The sequence below is a fragment of the Oscillatoria sp. FACHB-1407 genome (assembly GCF_014697545.1).
Classification (GTDB): domain Bacteria; phylum Cyanobacteriota; class Cyanobacteriia; order Elainellales; family Elainellaceae; genus FACHB-1407.
Genome location: NZ_JACJSA010000066.1, coordinates 1 through 3,188, shown reverse-complemented (window position 1 = coordinate 3,188; position 3,188 = coordinate 1). Strand labels below are relative to the sequence as shown.

Here is a 3,188-nt window from a genome sequence, read left to right as displayed (position 1 = left end):
TAGAGAGCCTGCTGGGTTAGTGAATCCAGTGAGAACCTTGAAAACTGCATAGTAATGAGAATTGTCAGGTAGAGGGTGATGATTTCGAGGGGAGGCGAGAGTTTTCTCCGAGGGACATCATCGAAGATATCACAGACACCAATGTAAGTTGATTAAAGTGGTCAAGCTACAAAGGGCTGATGGTGGATACCTAGGCACACAGAGGCGAAGAAGGACGCGGTTACCTGCGATAAGCTCCGGGGAGTTGGAAGCAAGCATTGATCCGGAGGTGTCCGAATGGGGCAACCCAGAATACGGCTGGTTGAATACATAGGCCAGTGCGAGCGAACTCAGCGAATTGAAACATCTTAGTAGCTGAAGGAAGAGAAAGAAAACTCGATTCCCCTAGTAGCGGCGAGCGAAGCGGGAAGAGCCTAAACCATAGTTTTTCAACTATGGGGTTGTGGGACAGCGATATGGAATCTAGCGGCTAGACGAAGCAGCTGAAAACTGCACCAGAGGAGGTGAAAGTCCTGTAGTCGAAAGCTTAAGGATACTAGCTGGATCCCGAGTAGGTTGGGGCACGTGGAATCCCGATTGAATCAGCGAGGACCACCTCGTAAGGCTAAATACTCCTGTGTGACCGATAGTGAATAGTACCGCGAGGGAACGGTGAAAAGAACCCCGGGAGGGGAGTGAAATAGAACATGAAACCATCAGCTTACAAGCAATCGAAGCCCGATTAAACGGGTGACGGTGTGCCTGTTGAAGAATGAGCCGGCGACTTATAGGCACTGGTAGGTTAAGAGGGGAATCTCGAAGCCAAAGCGAAAGCGAGTCTGAATAGGGCGTTAATCAGTGTTTATAGACCCGAACCCCGGTGATCTAACCATGGGCAGGATGAAGCTTGGGTAACACCAAGTGGAGGTCCGAACCGACTGATGTTGAAAAATCAGCGGATGACCTGTGGTTAGGGGTGAAATGCCAATCGAACCGGGAGCTAGCTGGTTCTCCCCGAAATGTGTTGAGGCGCAGCGGTAATGATTATATCTGGGGGGTAAAGCACTGATTCGGTGCGGGCTGCGAGAGCGGTACCAAATCGAGTCAAACTCTGAATACCCAGAGGACACATTGCCAGTGAGACGGTGGGGGATAAGCTTCATCGTCAAGAGGGAAACAGCCCAGACCACCAGCTAAGGTCCCCAAATCACAACTAAGTGATAAAGGAGGTGGAATTGCAGAGACAACCAGGAGGTTTGCCTAGAAGCAGCCATCCTTAAAAGAGTGCGTAATAGCTCACTGGTCAAGCGATTCTGCGCCGAAAATGAACGGGGCTAAGTTGTGTACCGAAGCTGTGGGATTTTTAAACAAATCGGTAGGGGAGCGTTCCGTAGTAGTTAGAAGCATTAGCGAGAGCAGGTGTGGACGAAGCGGAAGTGAGAATGTCGGCTTGAGTAGCGAAAACATTGGTGAGAATCCAATGCCCCGAAACCCTAAGGATTCCTCCGGAAGGCTCGTCCGCGGAGGGTTAGTCGGGACCTAAGGCGAGGCCGAGAGGCGTAGTCGATGGACATCAGGTTAATATTCCTGGACTATTGGGTGGGAGCATTGTTGGGGACGCATAAGAGATAGCCAAGCCCTGAATGGATTGGGAGGGGGTTACGACCCCCGTTTGGTGAAGAGTAGTGCCAAGAAAAGCCAGCAATGCGATGAACATTCAGTACCCGTACTAGAAACCGACACAGGTGGGAAGGTTGAGAATACCAAGGGGCGCGAGATAACTCTCTCTAAGGAACTCGGCAAAATGGCCCCGTAACTTCGGGAGAAGGGGTGCCACCGAGAGGTGGTCGCAGTGAAGAGTCCCAGGCGACTGTTTACCAAAAACACAGGTCTCTGCTAACTCGTAAGAGGATGTATAGGGGCTGACGCCTGCCCAGTGCCGGAAGGTTAAGGAAGTCGGTCAGGGGGAAACCCTGAAGCTGGCGACCGAAGCCCCGGTGAACGGCGGCCGTAACTATAACGGTCCTAAGGTAGCGAAATTCCTTGTCGGGTAAGTTCCGACCCGCACGAAAGGCGTAACGATCTGGGAGCTGTCTCGGAGAGAGGCTCGGCGAAATAGGATTGTCTGTGAAGATACGGACTACCTGCACCTGGACAGAAAGACCCTATGAAGCTTTACTGTAGCCTGGTATTGGGTTCGGGCTTTGCTTGCGCAGGATAGGTGGGAGACGTTGAAGCATTCCTTGTGGGGAGTGTGGAGTCAACGGTGAGATACCACTCTAGCAAGGCTAGAATTCTAACCTTTACCCGTGATCCGGGAAGGGAACAGTATCAGGTGGGCAGTTTGACTGGGGCGGTCGCCTCCTAAAAGGTAACGGAGGCGCACAAAGGTTCCCTCAGGCTGGTTGGAAATCAGCCGGAGAGTGTAAAGGCATAAGGGAGCTTGACTGCAAGAGCAACAACTCGAGCAGGGTGGAAACACGGTCTTAGTGATCCGACGGCGCTGAGTGGAAGGGCCGTCGCTCAACGGATAAAAGTTACTCTAGGGATAACAGGCTGATCTCCGCCAAGAGTTCACATCGACGCGGAGGTTTGGCACCTCGATGTCGGCTCATCGCAACCTGGGGCGGTAGTACGTCCCAAGGGTTGGGCTGTTCGCCCATTAAAGCGGTACGTGAGCTGGGTTCAGAACGTCGTGAGACAGTTCGGTCCATATCCGGTGCAGGCGTAAGAGCATTGAGAGGAATCCTCCTTAGTACGAGAGGACCGGGAGGAACGCACCGCTGGTGTACCTGTTATCGTGCCAACGGTAAACGCAGGGTAGCCAAGTGCGGAGCGGATAACCGCTGAAAGCATCTAAGTGGGAAGCCCACCTCAAGATGAGTGCTCTCATGGAGTTAATCCAGTAAGGTCACGGGCAGAACACCCGTTGATAGGCGTTAAGTGGAAGTTCAGTAATGGATGAAGCTGAGGCGTACTAACAGACCGAGGGCTTGACCTCACAACTTGGGTGTCGATGATACGAGCTTGAGCTTGATGAATGATTCATTACTATGCAGCCTTCAAGGTTTAGGAAATGCTAAAGCTTTCCTGGTGCTTATGGCGCGGTGGACCCACTCTCATCCATCCCGAACTGAGGTGTGAAACGCTGTTGCGGCAAAGATAGTTGGAGGGTAGCCTCCCGCAAAAATAGCTCAGTGCCAGGGTAA

General features: G+C 52.3%; 2 rRNA genes. Both read left to right on the top strand.

Features of this window, described 5'->3' with window-relative positions:
• Positions 1-159 precede the first annotated feature (159 nt).
• Positions 160-2,980, top strand: a 23S ribosomal RNA gene (locus tag H6G89_RS34270).
• Between the two features lie 88 nt (positions 2,981-3,068).
• Positions 3,069-3,185, top strand: a 5S ribosomal RNA gene (gene rrf / locus H6G89_RS34265).
• Positions 3,186-3,188: the final 3 nt, after the last annotated feature.